Genomic DNA, 19,073 nt, shown 5'->3' with positions numbered 1-19,073 from the left:
AATACAGGAAGCTTCTTGGGGGTTAACGCAAAGCTTAGTTATTACCTCTCAGGAATACTACGGATCAATAACCCTTCACGGAGTTAGAGATCTGTTTGGCTTTGCAGTTCAACTAGAAGTAGCTCTTTTCATCTTCCTCTCGTTTAGATTATTAAACTTACAACCAAAGGCCAAATGGTTCCTAAACATAGGTTTTATCCTATTTAACATCTCTTTTATGCTACTTGAGGGACCAATTGTTGCATTTCCATCATTTAATGATAACTACTTTGGCGCAACTGGTTGGTATTACATGAATCCCATTGGTATCCCTAATTATTCCCAATATGTTGTCAGCCCTCTTTGGTTCATAGGTTACGAGCTGATGGATATAGGAACTTACATCTTCGTTATTTGGTTAATATATCATTACTACATAGCGAGTAGGGGGATGAAAGAAAAACTTCCAATATTTGCAGTATTTGCTTTAATGACTTCCTTAATGATAGCGATAGGTTGGAGTGGAGAAACTGCTGCAAATACATGGGATATACTAGCTTACTACGGAATTGTAGGACTAGATCCTATAGCTAATCAAATTGCTTTTTGGATTTTAGGGCATTCAATAGTGTACATTGTATGGATGCCAGCAATAGCGTCAATGTATTACTTGATCCCAATGTTAGCGAATAAACCACTATATAGCGACAAGATGGCTAGAGTAGCTGCATTGCTTTATCTAATATTCTCGAATAACGTACCAATACACCACTTATACATGGTAGACTTGCCAGTCTCAGTTAAGATTCTTCAAGAAGTTCTTACGTATGCTGTAGTTGTTCCATCAATGCTAACGTTCTTTAACTTGTGGGCTACTGTAAAAGGTGCAACGTTTAAGCCTAACTTAATCTCTGTATGGATAGCAATAAGCTTTGCAGGAGCTATAGGTGCAGGAGTTACAGGAATAGCAAACGCCGATCTAGCTTTTGATTCCATTATTCACAACAGTATGTGGGTCCCTGCTCATTTCCACGCAATGATCTTCTGGTCTATTGTCCCTGCAGGATTTGCCACTCTCTACTATGTTGTCCCAATGATTACGGGTAAAATGTGGTACTCCGCTAAGATGGGATGGATTCATATGATAGGCTATATGCTTGGCACAGTAATGGTTGATGTTGGTTTCATGGATATCGGGTTAGCTGGACTTGTTAGAAGAGCTGAAATATACCCGTTAACTCCAACATATGTTGCAGGAGAGGTAGTTTCAGCAATAGGAGCTGCTATTGCAGATCTAGCTACGCTTCTTTGGTTAGGCAACTTAGTACTTACTTTACTTAAGGGAAGAAATGCTAACGTTGAGGGATTATCAGTAGGAGATGTAGTATCAACTGTCGCAATGCAACTAGGAAGTGAAGGGATTTCACTTAAAGGAATTTCTCCCTCAAATATATTAGTTAAGGCAAAATCATTTACTAAGAAAATTAAAAATCTTGAAATCATTAAATAACTTTTCTCTTAACTTACTTTTTATTTTAAATTTTAAATATTTAGATATTATATAGAATAATTAAAAATGGATTACGGAAATATATAAGCTAATATATTTAAGCGACAAAGATTAAGTACCATTGGGAATATGAAAATAGCTGTAACATATAACAAGGAACAACAATTACGACCACTAGAGGAAGCTGAAATCATAGGTATAATTGATGACGAGAAGAAAGTAGTAGAGCAATACGAGAACCCTGCATACAATATGAGTAAAGAGGCTACAATGAGCGTTATTTTAGATATAGGTGCAGATGCCATAGTAGTCAAAAACCAGTTCTTGTGCCCTGGATCCTATATGATGTCTTATGGTAGATTAAAGTATATTCAGACACAATATAATAGCCTCCAGGAAGTATTAGAACACCTAAACGAACTAAAGTCAGCTGCAACGGAAGAACTTAATGAAGAAGTGTATGCTGAGGCTTATCCAGAATAAAATAGCGTTATAAAAATAAATTTTTAAGTTTTTTCGAATATATATCTTATGAACCTTGATTCAAAAGGTAAGGGTATTCCATTCAAGTTTTACGCGGCTTATTATCCACCGACATATACAAGGATAAAAGCTAACAATATTAAGGAACTTCTTGAAGGCATATCTAAAGTGGATAAGCTTTCAATATTCTATCATATTTTTCATCCTATACTTTCATCTCATGTAGTACCTGAGGATTTACCGAATGACTTTGCTTTTTGGTTGAGAGATTCTCTTCACGATGAAGATCTAGCCGAGATTATAGCTGACATTCAAGGAGGTGAACCTCTCACTATAGAGGATATAAGGCAGGAGTTAATTCAGCTGATGGCAAAAGGATTCACTGATAGAAAGGGAGATTATCCTTTTATCTTCATAAGTTGCAAGCCAGTTATATATCCTCTAGGGCTAGAAGTTACTACTTTATCAGAGTTCTTAGATGCTATAGGAAACGTTCCAGCAAGATCAATATTTTATCACTTTGTTTACAAGCGAGTTATTGGAGAGTCAAAAACGAATGAACTAAGCAATTGGTTAGAGGAAAACTTCGGATTGATTGAGTTGGGAGAAAAGTTATCCGCAATAGATCCTCAGACATATACCGATGAAGAAAAGTTCAGAAATGACATAGTTGAAATGCTCGAGGATGAGTTACTATGATAGAGAAATACGAAAAAATTATTGGAGAAGATGAACTTTACGCTATATATAAAGTCGCTGAAAGATTGAAGGACTTTTCAATATTACACATAAATTCGACTAAGGCTGGCGGAGGAGTAGCCGAAATACTCAATAGAATGGTACCTCTTATGAAAGATCTTGGACTTAATGTAGATTGGAAAGTAATAAGGGGGGAGGAAGACTTCTTTAAGGTTACTAAATCCTTTCATAATTCCCTGCAAAACGGAGTCGGAGTTCTCCCAGAAAAAGCGTTTGAAACTTACGATAAATGGCAAGCAATTAACGCCTCAGAAGTTCCTTTAGACTACGATATAATAATGATCCACGATCCACAGCCACTCGGTCTCATAGACTTTAAGAAGAAAGGAAAATGGATATTTAGGTGTCACATAGATATTTCAAATCCTTATCCACCGGTTTGGGATTTTCTCAAAAAAAGAATATCAAAGTATAACGCTATGGTAATTTCAGCTCCGGCTTTTGCTAGAGACGATGTAGATATTCCTCAGTTCTTAATTCCACCATCTATTGATCCGCTAAGCGTCAAAAATAAACCTCTTAAAGAGATAACGGTAAGAAGAATTTTACATAAATACGGTATAAATGATGATAAACCTCTAGTAGTTCAAGTATCTAGATTTGATTATGCAAAAGATCCAGTTGGAGCTATCAAAGCATTTAAGGAGGCTAGGAAACACCTAGGCAAACTGCAACTAGCTTATGTAGGGAGTCCTGCCTCTGATGATCCAGAAGGACAAGAAGTATACGAGAAAACCGTAAAAGAAGCTGAAAATGATAGAGATATCTATTTACTAATGTTGCCTCCTTACAGCGATTTAGAAATAAACGCTTTTCAGACCGGTGCCTCTGTAGTTATGCAGAAATCTATAAAAGAAGGCTTTGGCTTAACAGTTAGTGAAGCAATGTGGAAAGGTAAAGTTGTAATTGGTGGAAGAACTGGAGGTATTCCTCTACAAATAATTCATGGCATAACAGGTTATCTAGTTAATAGTATAGAAGGGGCTGCACACTACATAATACACACAATTAAGAATGCTGATCAAGCTAATGAAATTGGTGAAAGAGCTAGAATACATGTAAAGAACAACTTCCTAATAACTAGACATATGACACAATACATGGAGACTATGCTCTACGTTACCGAAAGAACTATGCCTGAGGAATTGAGGAAAAGTCAAGCTTAGCTATAAAGAAACCTTCCGATTCATCAATGTGAGGATATGTTCTAAAAACCCTAAGCCAAACCCTACTTTTCCTATAACCTTCATGTCCACAATTTTTAATTGGAACAAGATAGTCCTCAAATTCCTCAACTACTTTTTCACCTTCCTCTGGGAAAAGAGAACATGTTGTATACACAACCTTTGTTTTTAGCCTTTGTGTTTCTCTAAGTATGGCCTTCTGAATAGAAAAGAGTCTTAAAATATCCTTCTTCTCTATTCTTAAGAGAACTGATGGATCCACGTTCAATGTACCGCTATTGGAACACGGAGCGTCTATAAAGACCTTATCAACCTTTCTGATTGGAAGATGAAGTCCGTCAGCAACTATCAGATCAACGTTTTCTACTCCCCACAATATCATTAATTCCTTTTGCGTTCTAATTCGCTTTTCAGATATATCTATGGCAATTACATATGATCTATTTCTTGTAATCTGTTGAATTAAGGAAGTCTTTACTCCAGGAGCAGATCCTATTTCAAGAATTCTTTCTCCTTCTCTAGGATCTAAAAAAGAGACTGCTATTACACTAGATTTATCCTGAGGAATTACTAATCCGCCCTTAAATTGGTCGGTATAAGAAACCCTTTTGTCTACTTCGAAAAGAAACGAAAACTCTGTAGGTAATAAAGAAATACCTTGCGTTAATAGCGATGTTTTTACAGAATTTATATCAACTTTAAGTGTATTTATCCTTATCCACCTTTTCCTTTTAAATAATCCTTTTATTCCTTCTTTACCTAGAAGGGCAAACAGTCTACTGTAAATCCAATTTGGCAAGGAAAAGGATAAATAACAATTATCATCAGCCTTCTCTAAAACCTCTGAAATCTCATAACCAGGATATATACCTTTTAGACAAATGTATTTTTTTAGATATGCTAGAAACTCCTCGTATTGTTCTCTTCTATTTCCGCAAGGATATAGCTTAAATGCAGAATCGAAGGATTTCTCCGGAGAATACCCTTTTAATGATAAATGTATGCCTTCAACAATTAGCTTTTTACATTCCATTCATTTTTCTTTACTCTAGTTAGCTAAAAGTTCAGCTGGACTAGGATATTTCATCATTCAATTTTAATCAAGATTTATCATCATATCCTTAAACTTTTTGGTTTTGAGTTTCACAGACACTTATTGGCATATCCGCAAAGCCTTGGGCTTAACCGCATTCTAGGTTAACGCACATCATGATGCCCATTCACGGAGTCATGAAACTGTTTCTGATTCTAGGGTAACAAAAGGTTCTTAAATGTGTTTTAAGAAATTTTTGTGATGAATCCCACAGTGATGCTGTGCACTGCACAAAGGTGTGGGGTGATGTCTAAAGGGATCCGTGCCGTTGAGTCCAATGCCCTGTGATCTCACACTGGAAGTAGCTGTGCTATTGATGAAGGTGTGGGTGAGGAGAAAGTCCCTAGAGGGTATCTTGAAACACACTAAATGACCCCAAGGTACCCTTTAGGGACAAACGGTAACATATCTACATCTCCAAAGTCTCGTGGAAACCTCAGGGACTTGGGGAAACCCGCACAACTTTAAAGAGGATATTTATGCTAATGTTTACCTATCCATAATTTTTAACCTAACACCTGTATTCAAAAAACTTTCTTTGTTCCTAAATAGGAACTATGTACCTACATCTGGGACTTAAGTTGAACTTGTTTTTAAAATATACATGACTTTTGAAAGAAAAAATTGCGACACTCATAAAAATGTCAAGAGTTAAGCGAAACTGCTAACTACGGCAATAGCTATACCTACTATAACTACTGGTAGCATAACTCCCGTTAACATCATCAAAATATCAACTCTCGAGTTTTTTCCACCTTAGGAAGTAGTTGATATCTTTCTCACTTATGTTAATCAGATCACCTACAATCGTCTACTCTGAGTCTGTAGGGAATATATTGACCTTGGTTAAGATCAGCATTTTTATCTTACTGTTGCGTTACGGTTAATGCGTTTTTTTAATTTTTCCCTTCTAGAAAAGAAAATTTTGACCTTTACATTAAAAATGAAGCCAATACACTCGGAAGTGAGTGTGTAAAATATAATAAAACTAGGAAAGTATGAGACTTCAAAGAGTAATAGTCCTGATTTTTGCTTTATTCTCTCTTTTACAGATCTCTTCTTTCTCGGCAATTCCTGTTAATATAACGCTAGAGGGAAATGGTATTATTCTTATTTCTTACTTAAATAATGTTACTCTTATTGATAGAAATACAACAATAAATTTACCTAATACAACAATCTATTTAGAGGTCTACGGAATTCAGGCTGGAAGTCAATACTTAATAAATGGTAATTGTACTTCGACTTATTTCTTTAATCCTATAACGACAACTCATATTATAATAAAACAAATACCTGACTTTGTTAACGTTAGTGTAAAGAGTATAGGAAACGGTAGTATTATATTACGATTTTCAAATGGTACAACTATCCATGTTAAAAATGATACAGTTAGAGTTATCGCTGGGCAAACTATAATGATAACGGCTAAGCCAAGTAGTGGATATTCCTTTTATAAATGGAACGATAATACGTCATATCCTGTAATGTATATCATGCCTTATAATTCTACTTGTTTAATTGCATCCTTTACTAAAACTCCTCCCCATGATCTTAGCCTTAATCTCTCTCCTCTTTTGGGAATTGGAGTAATAGTCTTAATGGGAATAATATATTATTGGAAAAATAAAAGAGAAAACATATAAATTATGAAAATCAACACGTTACTGTTAATACTCGTTAAGAGATAAGTAGGCTTAAGTTATTCACAACTCTATCAATCAGCTAAAGCTAGACTTACCAAATTAAGGATCTGAGTAAGATAACGTTGTCAGGTCATACTAGATTCTGTATCTGGTAGACATAATTACGTTGAAGTAACATATAACTTACTTACAGCCATAGAACGTATAAGATCTACTTCATGATGGACATTGAGGGGATCATTATCATAATTGAACTGACGTCCTCACCGCCCTAAAGGGAGATGGTTCCCTTCAGATGCGGTTCATCGGTTCCACCACTCTGGGGTCTCACTGACCCCTCACTGTGGTGGCTGTTGGGGTCGCCAGAAATCCCCCTACGCAATAAGTTTAAAACTGCAATAGAATCCCTATCAGCTTGAAAACCACACTTCTTACACTTAAAGAGTCTGTGTCCAACCTCAACCATTTCTTCACCGTCGTAAGGACAACGAGTTGAAGTGTAAAATGCTGGTACCTTGATAACAGCTATACCGTGCTTAAACCCTTCCCAAGATATCCAAGTTTGAAGAGTACGGTAAGCCATGTACTGGAACCTCTCCCTCCAAGACTTCTTCAGATCAGGCTGTCTCTCGTTCAGTCCGTTTAGATCCTCTAGTATTATTGTGTCCTTACCTAACCGTTTAGCGTAGTTGACAATCCTGATAGCTTCTTTTCTAGCCCAATCGACAAGAGAATCGTGGATATTCTTGTACACAGCGACTATCCTTAACAACACCCTCTTTAGAGACCTCCAAGATGGATACTTCTTTTGAAGGGTCGACACATATCCTCTCTTGTTTATTAATCTTTCTACAGGTGTTTCATCCCTCCTCTCGTGTTTTCCATCACCGTATACAGTTTCCTTAACGTTAATATCAACTGCGATAGCGTTGCTCGAGGGTGTTGGTAACTCAACTTCTCTCTCATAGCTTACGTGCAAGTAGTACTCATCACCTTGTTTCATTAGTCTTGCTTCCCCTCTCTTCCATTCCTTAACCTCATCAAAAGTACTTGAATACCCTTCAACAACTAACTTACCATAAGACGAGGTCTCAACATACTCCTTGTTTACCTCTTTGATATCGTCAATCTTCAACCACAAAACGTCTTTCCTTAACCTAGGTTCCCTTTCCTTGTTTGGGTTGTTCATCCAGCTCTTAGCTATCGCTATTGCTTGTCTTAAACAAGCTATTGCTTGGTAAGATGAGAAACCAAACTTCTCCCTTAACTCCTTGTACCACACTTGTTGTACTTTGTTTAATGAGATTGTGTACTCCCCATTTCTTTTAGTCCAAACTGCTTTATGTAGAAACCACTTTAAAACTAGGTTTGTCGCGGTCTTCCATTTTGAGAAGTTGATGTCCTCCTCTGGGCTAACCTTTAGGATTATTGTCCTGGTTAGTACCCCTTCATCGGAGGACATATAAGATACCACATAGATCAAAGCTTTTAAAAAATAACCCCGCCTTAAAAGGCGAGGCTTGAGTAGTTGTCAACATTATTAATAAATATTATTATAAAATAAATAATATTTTTAATTTTACATCATCTAAATGAGATAATTATTGAGTGATTTCCCTAGCCTAATTGACACTTAATGTTTTAGATAAATCTAATTAAACACCGTTTATAATTTCTTGTGATAAGAGAATAGTATGGTAAGTGAACTCGAAAAATGTGAAAGTGCATATCTAAGAGAAGCCTTGAATCAGCCGGTTAACTGGAGAATATGGTCAAAGAAAGCGTTCGAAGATGCTAGAACTGAAGATAAACCTTTACTCATAGATGTTGGCGCGTCATGGTGCCACTGGTGCCATGTAATGGATGAATTAACTTATTCCAATAAAGATATAGCAAACATCATTAATCAAAACTTTATTCCAATAAAAGTAGATAGAGATGAGATGCCTGAGTTGGATAGAAAACTACAGAATTTAGTTTCGCAGATTACTGGAGAATCTGGTTGGCCTCTTACAGTTTTTATGACTCCAGATGAGAAAGTGTTCTTTGGAGGCACATTTTTCCCTCCCGATGACTCCTATGGAAGAGTAGGATTTAAAAAATTACTTTCTCAAATTATAAAAATTTGGAAAGAAGACAAACATAAAATTAATACCAATTCAGTTCCTTTAAGTATAAATTTATTCACACAGGAAACTGTAGAAAAGATTAACTTTGATTTAATCGACACGTCTTTCTCTATAATTTCTTCAGCTTACGATTTTGATTTTGGAGGTCTGGGAAATGGGATGAAATTCCCTCATCCTACAGTAGACAAATTTATGTTAGCTTATAGCGCTTGGACTGGAGATAATATAGGCATGAAACTTTCAGAATTTACTTTAAAAAGGATGTTTATAGGCGGAATATTTGATCAGGCCGGAGGGGGTTTTCATAGGTACGCTACAGATAGAGAATGGTGGATACCACACTTTGAAAAACTGCTTATAGATAATGCAGAATTACTTGAAGATTACTATAACTTTTACTTGGCCAGCGGTAGTTTAGAGATAAAAGAAGCATTTGATTTAACTTATGAATTTATAAGAAGGGAAATGATGGGGGAGAGCGGATTCTTCAACAGTATTGATGCAGATAGTGAGGATATTGAAGGAAAATATTATACATGGACTGAAGACGAATTTATTGATGCGATAGGTAAAGATGAACAAGCTCTAAAGATCTTTGGATTTCATGAGGATGGAGGTACAGTAGAGGGCAGAAAAGTACTAAAAGTGTCAAAGGATATTAGGGATCTATCTAGGGAACTTGGAAAGGATGTAAAATCTACATTAGAGTACCTTAGGGAAATAAGAAAGAAGCTCTTAGAATATAGAGAGAAAAATAGAAAAAAACCTAATTATGATACAAATACTTATTCTTATCCGAATTTTAGATTATCTGAAGTGCTAATTCTATCCGTTAAAGATCCTTTCTCTTTGAAAATAACTGAAAACATTAGAGGAAAAGTAACAAGGAGATTAAGCGGAGGTAAAGACGGTTTACTCGAGGATTATAGCTCTGCACTTTTAGCCTTGTTAGCGTCATATGAGGTTACAGGTGAGGAAAAGTTCTATAATTCGATGATTGATCTAGGTAAACAAGTAAAAGACTTTATGACTTCAGATGGATTTGTAGAATCTAAGGATTTTAACGATTATTCCTTCCTTGATATGCCCAACGAATCTCCGAATTCGTTGGCTATAAGATCTTTAATTAAGTTATCCGTAATTGATAATGATTTTCAATTAAATGAAGGATTAATTAGAAAACTGGTAAATTCGGATCCTTCCTTTATTTCTGGAATATTAACTTCAGCTGGCTCTCTTATTCGAGGTATTGCACACGTTGTTATAATAGACGAAAAAGATGGAAACGCTAAACAGCTTCATGAAACCGCACTTAAGGTATATCATCCATTCAAGGTAGTTGAGAAAGTGAGTGAGGAATCAAGGGACAGAGTAACACCTATTATTAGGGCAATGTTTAATTCCGGAAAGGGAAGAAGTAGGGCTTTTATATGTATAGGAAATACATGCAGCCAACCTGTTATGGATAAAGAATCCATTAAACAATTGCTTAAAACTAAGCTTACATAAATTTCTTATGCGACTTAAAAATAAGGCTATTCTTTTAATAGGTGTAAGCGAAGGACTAGGGTACGCCCTAGCGTACTTCTGTCTGACTGAAGGGGCTAATGTTATAATAAACTCCGGAAATGAAGAAAAACTAAAGAAAATTTCTGAAACATTGAGCGCATATGGGAAAATAGACTATATTCTAGGAAGAGTAAGGAACCAGAAAGATGCTGAAGAGATCATAGAAAAGGCGTATTATAAGCTAAAAAGAATTGATTCAGTTGCAATTCTTATAGGGGGTTATGAGGAGGACACAATAGATGATCCTAAAGCTCTAGATCAGATGATTGATAACCATATAAAATATCCAATATATGTAATTTCAGCATCGATAAAATATATGAGACAAGGGTCTTCAATAGTTCTCGTTTCAGCGATGAGAGGAATAGATAAGTCACTCCCCACACAATTATCCTATGGAATAGGAAAGGCAGGTACAGCAAAAGCTGTTGAAGTACTTGCATCAGAACTACTTGAGAGAGGAATTAGGGTAGTTGGGATAGCGCCTAGTTGGATTGATGGAGAGTTTAAGCCAGCTAGAGACTGGAGATCACTAAGAAAATTAGGGGATCCAAAAGCCCCTCCAGAGGATTTTGCTAGAATAGCGATGTGGCTTATGACAGATGAGGCCGAATGGATAAACGGTGTAGTTATACCGATTGATGGAGGTGCAAGACTTAAATGAAGACGAGCGAAAGATTAAAAGCATTATTAGAGGATAAGTGGAAACAATACGTTAGACATAACTTTGTGGAAATGCTTAGACAAGGAACTTTAGATAAAGACTCATTCAGGTTTTACATTATTCAGGATTCTAAGTATGTAGAGATGATGATAGATAGCGTGATAAGAGCATCATCTCTAGCTGGATTCAAAGATAGTGAAAAGATCTTAAGATCTGTAATCTTCGGGAGAGATTCAGGAATGGAAGTACACAAAAAAATTCACTCGGAGCTTAATATAACAGAGGAAGAGATTAAGAGAACTGGTTATACTTTAGTAAATTATGCTTATACAAGGCATCTCTATTACTATTCTACAAAAAGTTGGAAATTATTTCTCTCAGCCTGGTTACCATGTATGTGGGGATATTCTGAAATAGGCGAATATACCATGAATTCGCCAGATCATTTATATTCAAGTTGGGCAACCTTTTATGCCTCAGAAGACTACAAATCGAGAGTGGAGGTCATTCTTGAAGCAATAGACTCAATTCCCTTCTCTGAAGATATGGTTCAACCATTTTCTAATAGCATTAGCTTCGAGATAATGTTCTGGGATTCCGCACTGAGAAAGGATAGAACAGATATCATGGGGTAACAACAATGTGGATAAACGAATTAAGCGTGTATCTTCTATGCAATTACGATAAGTTAGAATCAAGAGTAAACAGTAGGGGAAATGTTCTTAATACTATTAAAGATAACCAAGGAATCAGTCTTTCAGTATTCACTAAGGATTATAGAATTTCCTTCTCTAATGGGAGGTTAGTTGACATGCATAACTTAACAGTGAAGAGAGGAAACGAAGCTAGAGATCAAATTAGTGATATATTGAGGAAAATTAGTTATGATACTAAAAGGGATATAGAGGAGTTGAAAAACACCTACGAGATACCTGTCAATTTGATTACAGTTCTCCTGCAAGGAATAGAAAACCTCAACTTAGATCCCAGAAGTCTCCTAGATTTTGGCATAAACCAGGTGAAATATGACCTTGGAAGGGAATTTTTAAAGGATAGACCCGGATTTACCAGTGAAAGGAGATTAAGACTTGACATCTTTTCTTCATCTTCTTGTTTACGAGAAGTATATTGGTTGGATGAGATGAAAGCAGATTTCTTTTGGTCATTAGATTGTGAGAACTGGATCGCTTCAGAAGCTAAGTTTCGAAATCTACTTGGAAAAATACAGACAATGGATCCGAAATACAAAGAAATATTAAGTTTCTTTTCGAGAACCTTGACAGTTTAGATTAAATAGCATCATACTCTCTAAGCTTTAATGGAGTATCTAGTATTGCTAGCTTTAGACATTTTCTCTATCTTGTTTAGTTTAGGTATAATATATCAGATTATTAGGGAAAATAAAGAGTTCTTTGGCCATAAAGGATCTTTAAGCGATTTCGTAAGTATAATTATACCAGTAAGGGGATTAGATCCAGGTTTTGAAGAAAACGTAAAATCACTTCTTGGGCAAAACTACGATAATTACGAGCTAATTTACGTCTTAGATAGAGACGATCCAAAGGCAAAAGAACTCGAAGATATTCTTTCTAGGTATAGAATTACAATAGTCTACTCAGATTATCACTGTACCACGTGTAGCGGAAAAATTAGAGCACAACTTTCAGGCCTAATGAAAAGTAAAGGGAAAGTGGTGGTTTTTGGCGACTCAGATACTTTCTATCCTAATTATTGGTTAAATAGAATCGTATCTCCTTTAGAAAACTATATGGCTACAACGACTTTTTCCTTCGCCTCCCCTATCTCCTTATCTTTGAAAAACCTATTCAGAGCAGGATTCTGGACCTTAGGATTTGAGTCCCAAGCACTTAATGGTACGTTTCTCTGGGGAGGAAGTATGGCTATGAAAAGGGAATTCTTTGACGACTACGTTATAGATCAGTTATCTTCAGAATGGTGTGATGATTGCACATTAACTAGAATAGTGAAAGAGAGAAAAGGTAAAATAGGATTTATAGGCGAGGCTATTCCTTTAAACATCTACAACGAAAACTCTCTTATTAAGTGGATGCAGAGGCAAGTGCTCACAGTTAAAATATATTCCTATAGAGGTGCAAAAGCCTTTTTAGTTATTGGCTCTTTAATGAGTATACTATTGTTAGGATTTGTTTTAACTGTAAATCTTGTTCTTTTAACACCTTTTGTTCTCTGGGTTATAAAGAACTTATTAAGAGGAAGAAGCTTAGGTTATAAATCATTAATTCCTAGTCTTATGTCAGTCCCTGCCTTATTTTTAGCTTGGTTCGTTTTAATTTATACCTGGAATAAGAGCGAAGTAATATGGAGAGACAAAAAATACATACTACAAAGTAAGGGAGTCAAATAATATTAAGAATTTATACATGTATACCAATTATCTCATTTAATGATGAGGTCGAGCACTATTGACATATGATGACACAACCACCTCTGATATTATGGTGGAAATACACTTTAATGTCTATGAATTTCGTGACTCTATCTCCAAGTATCAAATTAAGTCCTCAAACGATTGGAATGTTATTTCTGGAAAGGATGGCACATATATTGTGAAGGAATTTGACACATATGGAGTTCTGGTATATCCTCCAAATCCGCAAACAGATGTAGCGTTATCGTTTAACGAAAAAATATCGTGGATAGACAAATTTAGAGAAATTCTTTATAAACCTATATACTGGAGAGAATACATTACAGTGATAATTTCGGATAGTATGATATATACTACTCCAGATCTTAACCTAGAAAGGTTTAATGGCATTGACTTAGTAAATGACGTATTAAGAAGTCAAAACATTGAGTTTATTGAGATTGACGATTCCATAAGAATAGGAGTAAAAATAAAGAGACCTCTCTCAAGACAAAGCCTGGAGGAAGGAATCAAGAGTTTAACTAGAGCCTTAGGCCTATATTATAAAATCAAAGAAGCACAAGAGGATATAGCTGTAAAGTTAGCCTCTAGATTTTACTAGGCTAAAAGATCTTAAGATTAAAGAGATTCCCAAAATTCCTATTGCAAGGATTATTATAGGAAATAGAAACTGATAAAAAGAGGATGGAACATAGAATATTTCTCCCATTAATTTAGCTGTATAATCTTGACTATTCACAAGTTCAATCTTATTGTAGGTAGAAGGAGGTATTATAACCTTATTTCCTAGGTTTACTACGTTATCACCTTGGATGCTAACACCATTCTCGGAATTTAACTCAACAGCTTTACCAGGAGAGTTAATCGTTGTAACCAATGTGCTTTTAGGGTTAACGTTAATGGTAAATGAGTAAGAATTGTTTTGCAGAACTAGATCTCCAACAATTATACCCCCCAGTAAAATCGCCAGCGCTATTATAGTTAAGACTGAAATTAATCTTGCCATTAAATAATACTTTGATAATACTCATATATTAACTATTTTAGAATTCATATAAAAAATTTTAATATTAAGCTGTATGGAATTTAAGCTGTAATTAAAAATTAACTAGATCTATATTAAAACAGTTTTTTTAAATGTTAATCGATGTTAAAAAAGGTTATTTCAATCAAAAGTAACACCTTAAAAATGATTTAATATACTTTAAAATAAGTAATACTGTAAATCAATAGGCTTTAAATAGATTTTTATTAGACTAAAATGTTTAGAGTTATTTTTACCTATTCGAGTACAAAACTATGATAGCCAAACTTAATGAAGTAGTAGAAGGAAAGGGCTGGGAAACTAGAAGAAAAATACTTCAAGAGTTAAACCAACATCCAAGCACTGCTTATGAACTTTCAAAGAGTTTAGGACTAAACTATTCAACAGTTAAATATCATCTGGACTTACTCCAAAAAGTAGGCTTAGTTAGCTATATGAAGAGCGGAAATAAGTATCTGTATAAGACAAGCAGAAATGTAGAAGTAATGAAACTTATTTAAGCATGTAAATAGTTAACATCTTGATGGAAATATCAAGCGGTATCCTTTTTATCGCAGTCTATATAGTTTTTCTAATCATAGGAAAAGGTTTTAGAAAGAATTTAAATATCGCCAGCGATATTATTGTGCTTACATTAATTTTCACGATATCTTTTTGGGGCGGCGCGGAAATAATTTCGGGTATCACTCTAGCTAGTACGTTGATCCTTTCAATAATTCTTTCATTACTGATCTTTTTTATTACTTACGTTGTAGGTATATTTTATAAGGTTGACATAAGAACTAAGGTAAAATACTCAGTAGGGCTCCAAGTTAAGTATATATTACCATTAATTGTAGGAATAATATTAGGCTATATAATTAGATTAAACTTACCTTATTATTCCATCATAGACTATGAGCTATACATTCTAGCTGCGATTATAGGTTTTAATCTAGGGAAGGAACTAAATATTTCGTCTGTTTTAGGTTCGCTTAGATCCGCACTAATTCCTCTTCTCGTTAGTCTTATCGGTTCAATTTTAGCAGGATTACTCATATTTGCTATATTTGGATTTTCTCCTAAACTATCGATGGCTATATCGCTTGGTGAGGGATGGTATACCTATATAGGTCCAGCAGTTGCAAGTTATTACGGCCCTATATATGGTTTAATAGCTTTTTTAACTAATTTTTTTAGAGAACAAATCACGTTCGCGCTAGTACCTCTCCTTTTAAAATATAGAAATAGCCCTTTTTCAGCCATAGCAGTTGGAGGAGCTACAACAATGGATACAACCTTAGGAATCTATGTATCCACTTTGGGTAAAGATATGGGATTAACAGCTATGATAAATGGAATAATTCTAACACTTATAGTTCCAATAATTGTCCCTTTAATACTTTCGTTATAATTTTCCCATTTTTAACAATAAAATAATACCTAATAGTAAAGCAATTACGAATATAATGATTATAACATTATATCCAATAGACGTGGAGGGTACTGCCGAAGAAGTATGTATTACCTGGTCTTCAGGACTTATTGTTATAGATAAACCATTACTTTTACCACTCACGCTATAGAGAGTTCCATTTGTATAAAAAATCGCGGTTACTGGCACTTTATATTTACCCCATATTGAGAAAATCCCGTAATATTTAACAAACATTTTACCGTTTTCTGTAATATTGCCGATATAATGTAAGTTTGAAATATTAAATGCGTTAAAGTTTACGGGCAGTGGATATGGATCAGAAGATGATACATTATACTGTAATGCCTGATAAGTCACTATACTGGAGATAGTTAAGTTAAAATCTATCCAACTATTTCCTTTGCTTATAACTGTAAAATTATAAGTATAAGTATATATTGTCCCATTATCTATAACCTGGACGTTGTACACTAAAGGTGAATGAAACAACACAAAGGAATGAGTAATGAGCGATAAGAATATAGGTAATAATAAAGATATCATGATGTTATATCTATTTTAGGGATTAAAATGAGTGACATCTATTTTAGTATATTTGAAACAGACTTTTACATTAATGAAATCCTAAAAGTATGGGAAGAGGGAAAAAAATGGGCAGAGTGGATTGATCAGCTGAAAAAGAAGTATAACCTAGGTAATAAAGTCCTAGATGTACCTTGTGGAGTGGGAAGAGTTTCATACTTTCTATCTAAAATAGGTTATGATATTACAGGAGTAGATATATCAGAAAAAATGATTTCTCTATCTAAGAAAAACGTAGAAAAGGGAAAGTTTCTAAGAGGAGATATGAGATCTCTCAAAAGCGTAATAGGAAATGAGAAGTTTGATATAGTCATAAATATTTTCAATAGTTTAGGTTTTCTTTCGGAAGAAGATGACCTTCAAATTCTCGACTCTATTAAAAACTCAACATCAGGTATAGCAATTATTAATTTGGATAACAGGGATTATATTATTTACAACAGGCCAGAGAACTATTACGCTTTTGTACCCCCGTACCTTGTAGAGAATTATTCAGTATTTGATCCCTTTTCCTCACGAATGAAAATAAAAAGAATATATAAAAATCAGAAAGGTGAAGTTATTGGATCCCTAGAATATTCACAAAGGTATTATAGTCTTCATGAAATTATTGCTATGCTTAAGAAATTAGGTTTTAAGGTTTTAGATGTTTATTCAGGTCATTCCTGGAAGAAATTTGATGTAACGGATCCTGAAATGACCATAGTAGTTACAGCTTTTTAATTTCATAACACAAAATTATTTTTAGATGATTAGATTGGCCTTTGCTGAACTGTGATGCAAGCACGTCAGAATGAATTGTTCATAAAAAGAAAGAGAAAAAGGGAGATAAAACAACTTCTATCTTATCATAGGTTTGAAAGAAGATTCATTATATTGTTAGGAAGGAAATCCATTTTGTCCTTGGACATCTTTACACTATTTAGCGAATTTCAGTTCTCTAGAGACTTACTCTTCACCCACACATTCAACGGTAGGACTTCTACCTGTAGTGTGGGATCAAGGAATCGGGATCAAAGGCACAGATCCCTTCAGACATATCACTCCACTTTTCTTCAGTGTATATCATCAATGAGAATCGTTATGAAAATATATAAAATCAATTAAAAAATCTTTATCCATCTTAAAATCTGAAACAGTTTGGTTACAACTGAAAGCCTCGCTCTTCAGAGCGGGGATGTTATCAAAAAAGGTTTATAAAAGGTAGAGAGTAACTCCTAATGAGGACGGTACGGTGGGTAAACCTAAGAAGAGTAGTAAGGGATCAGTCCCTATGCCTACCATGCCAGTCCTCAAACGCACCATAACTGTAGAACTTATACCAACAAAAGAACAAGAGGAGGAGTTAAAAGAACTAGGAAACTTGTGTTCAAAACTATGGAACCAAGTAAACTATGAAAGGAGAAGACAGTTCTTTAACGGTGAACATGGTGTTGATATCAAGGGTACCTATAACAAGTGGTATAATGAGTATAAGGACATGATAGGTACAATAACAGCACAACAAGTATTAAACAAGAACAATGAGGCGTGGAGTTCATTCTTCTCCTTGTTAAGAACAAAGAAAGAGGAAAAACTACTACCACCATTCATCAACAAGATAAACCCACCTGGTTATTGGAAAGACAAGAAGGAGAGGAAGTTGATAATAGTGTTAAGGAAAGACCAATACAAGATAGATGAAGAGAAACAAGAGATAGAACTACGCCATTTAGGGAAATTCAGAGACTTGGCAATAAAATACAATGGGGAAATTTACTATAGAGGGGAACAAGGGAGGTTAGAAATAATATATAACCCCGTTTTGCACAAGTGGTATGCCCACATTACCTTAAAGGCAAATGAAAAACTTGACAGAAAGACGGGTAAGCGGGTGAAAGTACCACTAACGTCAAAAGGTAATTTAGTAGGTGGGATAGATATAGGGATAAACAACTTGTTAGCTGTCTATGTATCAGACGGTACACAAGTGTTAATCAAGACTAGAGTGTTGAAGTCTATCTCGTACTACTTCATGAAACTGATAAGTATGAAACAGAAGTTATTATCCTTGTTCAAACAACCGTTCTCAAATAAGATAAAGAGGTTGTACATTAAGTGGAAAAGGGAGTTAAACGCTATAATAGACGCTACCGTAAGGAAAGTTGCTGAATTCTTATACAACAAAGGTGTTTCTCTAATCAAGGTTGGTTATCCAAAGAACATAAGTCAGAAAAGGGTAACTTTCTAGTTGTTAACGTCTGGTCTTACAAACAAGTTATGGAAAAGTTGAGGGATGTTGCCGAAGAACACGGAATAACTGTTAAGTTTGTTAACGAGGCATACACTTCAACCACTTGTCCCATCCACGGCAATGGATGCGGGAAAAGAGTTTCAAGGGGTTTGTTTAAGTGTACAACATCTAACAAAGTATTTAATGCAGACCTAGTTGGTGCGTTTAACATATCCATAATCCTGAGTCCTAATGATGGTGGGATCACCAGAGGGATAGGGATAAGCTGGGGCAAGACCACCCCACTGGTCTATACGTGGACGAGAGGATCGGGGCTGGTAGTACCAGCTAGCTATGATTCTATGAGGGTGAAACGTATGGATCAAAACCT

At 35.1% G+C, this 19,073-nt stretch carries 20 protein-coding genes; 16 read left to right on the top strand and 4 right to left on the bottom strand.

Annotated features, from left to right (window positions below):
- The 4 genes from CM19_RS06840 to CM19_RS06825 form a co-directional block, all read left to right on the top strand.
- Positions 1 to 1,489: cbb3-type cytochrome c oxidase subunit I (locus tag CM19_RS06840; RefSeq protein WP_048099716.1), on the top strand; the 1,489-nt coding region annotated here is incomplete at its 5' end.
- Between the two features lie 129 nt (positions 1,490 to 1,618).
- A complete protein-coding gene (locus CM19_RS06835) occupies positions 1,619 to 1,972 on the top strand; it encodes a hypothetical protein (protein ID WP_048099715.1) in 354 nt (117 codons plus the stop codon).
- A gap of 48 nt (positions 1,973 to 2,020) precedes the next feature.
- Entirely contained in the window at positions 2,021 to 2,671 is a 651-nt protein-coding gene (locus tag CM19_RS06830) for a DUF5752 family protein (RefSeq protein ID WP_048099714.1), read from the top strand.
- Entirely contained in the window at positions 2,668 to 3,897 is a 1,230-nt protein-coding gene (locus tag CM19_RS06825; RefSeq protein ID WP_048099713.1) for a glycosyltransferase, read from the top strand. The genes CM19_RS06830 and CM19_RS06825 overlap by 4 nt, the downstream gene beginning before the upstream one ends.
- On the opposite strand, the gene CM19_RS06820 is transcribed toward CM19_RS06825, so the two are convergent.
- Positions 3,863 to 4,948, bottom strand: coding sequence for an RsmB/NOP family class I SAM-dependent RNA methyltransferase (locus tag CM19_RS06820; RefSeq protein WP_048099712.1), 1,086 nt, complete (start codon positions 4,946 to 4,948; stop codon positions 3,863 to 3,865). The genes CM19_RS06825 and CM19_RS06820 overlap by 35 nt on opposite strands.
- Before the next feature lie 1,058 nt (positions 4,949 to 6,006).
- Between CM19_RS06820 and CM19_RS06815 the strand changes: the two genes are divergently transcribed.
- A complete protein-coding gene (locus tag CM19_RS06815; protein WP_048099711.1) occupies positions 6,007 to 6,654 on the top strand; it encodes an InlB B-repeat-containing protein in 648 nt (215 codons plus the stop codon).
- Between the two features lie 271 nt (positions 6,655 to 6,925).
- Here CM19_RS06815 and CM19_RS06810 read toward each other — a convergent pair whose 3' ends face one another.
- The gene (locus tag CM19_RS06810; protein WP_048099710.1) at positions 6,926 to 8,116 is read right to left on the bottom strand and encodes an RNA-guided endonuclease TnpB family protein; all 1,191 of its coding nucleotides are present in this window, start codon (positions 8,114 to 8,116) and stop codon (positions 6,926 to 6,928) included.
- Positions 8,117 to 8,348: 232 nt separating this feature from the next.
- Between CM19_RS06810 and CM19_RS06805 the strand changes: the two genes are divergently transcribed.
- The 6 genes from CM19_RS06805 to CM19_RS06780 are packed head-to-tail and all read left to right on the top strand — an operon-like array spanning position 8,349 to position 14,027.
- On the top strand, positions 8,349 to 10,292 hold the full coding sequence (locus tag CM19_RS06805; protein WP_048099709.1) for a thioredoxin domain-containing protein: 1,944 nt from the start codon (positions 8,349 to 8,351) through the stop codon (positions 10,290 to 10,292).
- A gap of 7 nt (positions 10,293 to 10,299) precedes the next feature.
- A complete protein-coding gene (locus tag CM19_RS06800) occupies positions 10,300 to 11,016 on the top strand; it encodes an SDR family NAD(P)-dependent oxidoreductase (RefSeq protein WP_048099708.1) in 717 nt (238 codons plus the stop codon).
- The gene (locus tag CM19_RS06795; protein ID WP_048099707.1) at positions 11,013 to 11,651 is read left to right on the top strand and encodes a TenA family protein; all 639 of its coding nucleotides are present in this window, start codon (positions 11,013 to 11,015) and stop codon (positions 11,649 to 11,651) included. The genes CM19_RS06800 and CM19_RS06795 overlap by 4 nt, the downstream gene beginning before the upstream one ends.
- Positions 11,652 to 11,656: 5 nt before the next feature.
- Complete coding sequence (locus CM19_RS06790; protein ID WP_048099706.1) at positions 11,657 to 12,304, top strand: hypothetical protein; 648 nt, start codon at positions 11,657 to 11,659, stop codon at positions 12,302 to 12,304.
- Positions 12,305 to 12,334: 30 nt separating this feature from the next.
- Positions 12,335 to 13,402, top strand: coding sequence for a glycosyltransferase family 2 protein (locus CM19_RS06785; RefSeq protein WP_048099705.1), 1,068 nt, complete (start codon positions 12,335 to 12,337; stop codon positions 13,400 to 13,402).
- Between the two features lie 58 nt (positions 13,403 to 13,460).
- Positions 13,461 to 14,027: a hypothetical protein gene (locus tag CM19_RS06780; RefSeq protein WP_048099704.1), complete on the top strand. Its 567-nt coding sequence runs from the start codon at positions 13,461 to 13,463 to the stop codon at positions 14,025 to 14,027.
- Here the strand turns inward: CM19_RS06780 and CM19_RS06775 are convergent.
- Positions 14,007 to 14,432, bottom strand: a complete 426-nt coding sequence (locus CM19_RS06775; protein WP_048099703.1) for a hypothetical protein — start codon at positions 14,430 to 14,432, stop codon at positions 14,007 to 14,009. The two genes, CM19_RS06780 and CM19_RS06775, sit on opposite strands and share 21 nt — an antisense overlap.
- A 293-nt stretch (positions 14,433 to 14,725) precedes the next feature.
- On the opposite strand from CM19_RS06775, the gene CM19_RS06770 reads away from it, so the two are divergent.
- Entirely contained in the window at positions 14,726 to 14,971 is a 246-nt protein-coding gene (locus CM19_RS06770) for an ArsR/SmtB family transcription factor (protein ID WP_048099702.1), read from the top strand.
- 23 nt (positions 14,972 to 14,994) lie between these two features.
- Entirely contained in the window at positions 14,995 to 15,864 is an 870-nt protein-coding gene (locus CM19_RS06765) for a LysO family transporter (RefSeq protein WP_048099701.1), read from the top strand.
- Here CM19_RS06765 and CM19_RS06760 read toward each other — a convergent pair.
- The gene (locus tag CM19_RS06760; RefSeq protein WP_048099700.1) at positions 15,859 to 16,431 is read right to left on the bottom strand and encodes a hypothetical protein; all 573 of its coding nucleotides are present in this window, start codon (positions 16,429 to 16,431) and stop codon (positions 15,859 to 15,861) included. The genes CM19_RS06765 and CM19_RS06760 overlap by 6 nt on opposite strands.
- 27 nt (positions 16,432 to 16,458) lie before the next feature.
- On the opposite strand from CM19_RS06760, the gene CM19_RS06755 reads away from it, so the two are divergent.
- The 3 genes from CM19_RS06755 to CM19_RS12935 form a co-directional block, all read left to right on the top strand.
- Positions 16,459 to 17,193 (top strand): class I SAM-dependent methyltransferase, encoded by a 735-nt coding sequence (locus CM19_RS06755; protein ID WP_048099699.1) that lies wholly within the window; start codon positions 16,459 to 16,461, stop codon positions 17,191 to 17,193.
- A gap of 511 nt (positions 17,194 to 17,704) precedes the next feature.
- Positions 17,705 to 18,700, top strand: a complete 996-nt coding sequence (locus CM19_RS06750) for a transposase (RefSeq protein WP_052349479.1) — start codon at positions 17,705 to 17,707, stop codon at positions 18,698 to 18,700.
- A gap of 29 nt (positions 18,701 to 18,729) precedes the next feature.
- Positions 18,730 to 19,073, top strand: a 344-nt coding sequence (locus tag CM19_RS12935; RefSeq protein ID WP_052349412.1) for a zinc ribbon domain-containing protein, incomplete at its 3' end; no start/stop codon positions are given.

This window comes from Candidatus Acidianus copahuensis (assembly GCF_000632495.1).
In the GTDB taxonomy this organism is placed as follows: domain Archaea; phylum Thermoproteota; class Thermoprotei_A; order Sulfolobales; family Sulfolobaceae; genus Acidianus; species Acidianus copahuensis.
This window is presented reverse-complemented; position numbering and strand designations above follow the sequence as displayed.

Bases quoted from the DNA above. Each gene is read 5' to 3' on its own strand.
- CM19_RS06775 (WP_048099703.1), bottom strand. From the start codon at position 14,432: ATGGCAAGATTAATTTCAGTCTTAACTATAATAGCGCTGGCGATTTTA.
- CM19_RS06770 (WP_048099702.1), top strand. From the start codon at position 14,726: ATGATAGCCAAACTTAATGAAGTAGTAGAAGGAAAGGGCTGGGAAACT.
- CM19_RS06835 (WP_048099715.1), top strand. From the start codon at position 1,619: ATGAAAATAGCTGTAACATATAACAAGGAACAACAATTACGACCACTA.
- CM19_RS06800 (WP_048099708.1), top strand. From the start codon at position 10,300: ATGCGACTTAAAAATAAGGCTATTCTTTTAATAGGTGTAAGCGAAGGA.
- CM19_RS06810 (WP_048099710.1), bottom strand. From the start codon at position 8,116: ATGTCCTCCGATGAAGGGGTACTAACCAGGACAATAATCCTAAAGGTT.
- CM19_RS06755 (WP_048099699.1), top strand. From the start codon at position 16,459: ATGAGTGACATCTATTTTAGTATATTTGAAACAGACTTTTACATTAAT.
- CM19_RS06790 (WP_048099706.1), top strand. From the start codon at position 11,657: ATGTGGATAAACGAATTAAGCGTGTATCTTCTATGCAATTACGATAAG.
- CM19_RS06805 (WP_048099709.1), top strand. From the start codon at position 8,349: ATGGTAAGTGAACTCGAAAAATGTGAAAGTGCATATCTAAGAGAAGCC.
- CM19_RS06830 (WP_048099714.1), top strand. From the start codon at position 2,021: ATGAACCTTGATTCAAAAGGTAAGGGTATTCCATTCAAGTTTTACGCG.
- CM19_RS06760 (WP_048099700.1), bottom strand. From the start codon at position 16,431: ATGATATCTTTATTATTACCTATATTCTTATCGCTCATTACTCATTCC.
- CM19_RS06815 (WP_048099711.1), top strand. From the start codon at position 6,007: ATGAGACTTCAAAGAGTAATAGTCCTGATTTTTGCTTTATTCTCTCTT.
- CM19_RS06765 (WP_048099701.1), top strand. From the start codon at position 14,995: ATGGAAATATCAAGCGGTATCCTTTTTATCGCAGTCTATATAGTTTTT.
- CM19_RS06785 (WP_048099705.1), top strand. From the start codon at position 12,335: ATGGAGTATCTAGTATTGCTAGCTTTAGACATTTTCTCTATCTTGTTT.
- CM19_RS06820 (WP_048099712.1), bottom strand. From the start codon at position 4,948: ATGGAATGTAAAAAGCTAATTGTTGAAGGCATACATTTATCATTAAAA.
- CM19_RS06795 (WP_048099707.1), top strand. From the start codon at position 11,013: ATGAAGACGAGCGAAAGATTAAAAGCATTATTAGAGGATAAGTGGAAA.
- CM19_RS06825 (WP_048099713.1), top strand. From the start codon at position 2,668: ATGATAGAGAAATACGAAAAAATTATTGGAGAAGATGAACTTTACGCT.